The organism is Priestia sp. P5_B4, assembly GCF_056400385.1.
In genome coordinates, this window is sequence record NZ_JBFULJ010000520.1 from 1 (window position 1) to 2686 (window position 2686).

Below are 2686 nucleotides of genomic sequence, written 5' to 3' on the forward strand. Positions count from 1 at the left end.
TCCTCAGTTAATGGGGCAAAGCGGCATTAAAGAAGAGTTTATGAAAACCCATCGTGTTTTGCAAAAACTTGAAAACATTGAAAAACCAACAATTGTCGTGTTAAACGGTTTAACGTTTGGAGGAGGATGCGAACTTTCACTAACCGCTGATATACGCATTGCCGAAGAACATGCTCAAATAGGTCTTCCGGAAGTGAAGCTCGGATTGTTTCCTGGAGGCGGYGGAACTCAGCGTCTTCCACGCGTAATCGGCGTTTCTAAAGCTAAAGAGTGGATGTTTGCCGGCAGTCCTGTTTCTGCAGAAGAAGCGCTTCATGCAGGCTTTGCCAATCATATAACGCCTAAAGGAAAAGGGCTCGAAAAAGCAAAAGAGCTGGCTAAGAAATTTAACCGTCACTCTCTTCCGTCACTTTCTCGAATTAAGACAGCGGTAAACGAAGGAATGAATCGTACATTATCTGAAGGTCTTGAACTTGAGGCAGAGCTGTTTGAAGAAGTCTTTCAAACAGAAGATATTAAAGAAGGAGTATCAGCATTTATTGAAAAGCGTCCCGCTGTTTTTTCACATAAGTAAAGGAGGAGAAGATCATGTATGAAACACAGGTCAAAGTGCGCTTTTGCGAAACAGACGCACTCGGTCACATTAACAATACGAGCTATTTCATTTATTTAGAAGAGGCCCGTATTGCTTTTTTTGAAGAAATGGGAGCATCCATGCATACAAAAAAGTGGGAGTATATTTTAGCGTCTACTAAATGTGATTTTGTTGCGCAAGGTTATTTTAATCAAGTGCTAATGATTAAAACCTTTGTATCTAATGTCGGCAATAAAAGCTTTACAATTGGTCATGAAATTACCGATAGCAAGACGGGATCCCTGATTGCTAAAGGAGAAGCTGTCATCGTGTACTTTGATTTTGATGCACAAAAAAGCGTGTCTATTCCAGCGGACATTAAGCAGTTTTTGATGAATTATAAAGTAGCTGTTTAACTATAAAAAAGCAGGTGGTAAAAGAATGTCACAAATCATTCCTGTACGAAAAGGAGAGGAATTAAACACGGAAAAACTGCATCAGTTTCTCCGTGTTTCGATTCCTGATTTACCTAAAGAGCCTCTTTTAATCAAGCAATTTGGATCAGGTGCGTCCAATTTAACCTACGCTCTTTCAGTCGGAGAGTGGGAGGCGGTGTTGAGACGCCCTCCCTTTGGGCCAGTCGCGCCAAAAGCGCATGACATGAAAAGAGAATACAAGATTTTATCTGTTTTATCGAAGTCTTTCCCTCTCGCTCCTAGACCGTATGTGTTTTGTGAAGATGAGACGGTGGTTGGGAAATCCTTTTTTTTAATGGAGAGAAAGCACGGTGTTCTCATCGACACAGCGTTTCCAGAAGACATGAAAGGAACTGACGAACTTTGCCATTGTATTTCAGAACAAATGGTGGATGTCCTTGTTAAACTTCATGATATTCCTTATAAAGGCACGCTTCTTGAAAAAATCAGCAAGCCCGAAGGATTTTTAGAACGTCAGGTACACGGCTGGATTCATCGTTATGAAAAATCAAAAACAAGTGACATACCGGAAGTAGAAGCTCTAAAAAAATGGTTGACCACACACATCCCGACTACACAGCATTCGACCATTATTCACTATGATTACAAGCTTAACAATACGTTATTTTCACCGGATGGAAATAAAATTGTAGGATTATTTGACTGGGAAATGACAACCGTTGGAGACCCGCTTGCTGATTTGGGAGTGGCGCTGAGCTACTGGATGGAAGACAGCGATCCTGAACTTTTGAAAAGAGGACTCGGAAATCCACCTGTTACTGTGCAAAAAAGCTTTTATTCCCGTCGAGATTTTGTAGAAGCATACGGTAAAAAAAGCGGACGGGATGTTTCACACATTGACTTTTACCTGAAATTTGCGTACTTCAAGCTTGCTGTCATTTGTCAGCAAATTTATTACCGTTATAAAAAAGGCCAAACAAATGATAAACGGTTTTCACAATTTGGAGATTATGTAAAAACACTAATTATTCATGCTCTGCACACAGAACGAGGACATATATGAAAGGAAAAATTCACGTAATACTCAAAAAAGAAGAGCTTCTTGCCAAAAAGCTAGAAGGAAAAACGGTTGTTATATTTGACGTCTTATTGGCTACGTCAACAATTGCGGCTGCTTTACAGCAAGGAGCAATAGAAGTTATTCCAGTAAAAAACGAAGAAGAAGCGCGTGAAAAAGCAAAAACGTACAAGCCTGATGATATTGCGCTTGTAGGCGAATATAGAGGGAAAACGATTGAAGGCTTTTTTGATCCGAATCCCAGCACGTTAAAGGAGCATGTTCAAAATAAAACGGTTATTTTGTCCACGACTAACGGAACCGTAGCCATTCATAACGCTGAAAAAGCAAACCATGTATATACAGCTTCGCTTTTAAACGGAGAAGCGGTTGCCAGTGCTGTTTGTCAGCAAGGTCAAGATGAAACTGTTTTATTGGTTTGTTCAGGTTCATCCGATCGCTTCTGTCTAGAAGATTTGTATGGAGCGGGGTATTTTGTAAGCTGTCTGCTGCAACTAAAAACATTTCATTTGACGGATGCTGCAAAAGCCGCACTGCTTTTGTATGAGGCTTATGAGCATTCACCTGTTGAAATATTGAAGTGCTCAGCCATAGGAG

4 protein-coding genes are annotated in these 2686 nt (G+C 40.5%); all 4 read left to right on the forward strand.

Annotated elements, in window-relative coordinates; genetic code table 11:
• On the forward strand, positions 1–574 hold a 574-nt coding region (locus AC1DRF_RS22305; protein ID WP_477741715.1), incomplete at its 5' end, for an enoyl-CoA hydratase-related protein.
• Between the two features lie 14 nt (positions 575–588).
• A complete protein-coding gene (locus AC1DRF_RS22310; RefSeq protein ID WP_013083164.1) occupies positions 589–990 on the forward strand; it encodes an acyl-CoA thioesterase in 402 nt (133 codons plus the stop codon).
• 25 nt (positions 991–1015) lie between these two features.
• Positions 1016–2074 (forward strand): phosphotransferase family protein, encoded by a 1059-nt coding sequence (locus tag AC1DRF_RS22315; RefSeq protein WP_427076544.1) that lies wholly within the window; start codon positions 1016–1018, stop codon positions 2072–2074.
• Positions 2071–2686: 2-phosphosulfolactate phosphatase (locus AC1DRF_RS22320; RefSeq protein ID WP_477741716.1), on the forward strand; the 616-nt coding region annotated here is incomplete at its 3' end. The genes AC1DRF_RS22315 and AC1DRF_RS22320, both read left to right, overlap by 4 nt.

Coding starts and splice junctions, on each gene's coding strand:
- AC1DRF_RS22310 (WP_013083164.1), top strand. CDS start 589: ATGTATGAAACACAGGTCAAAGTGCGCTTTTGCGAAACAGACGCACTC.
- AC1DRF_RS22315 (WP_427076544.1), top strand. CDS start 1,016: ATGTCACAAATCATTCCTGTACGAAAAGGAGAGGAATTAAACACGGAA.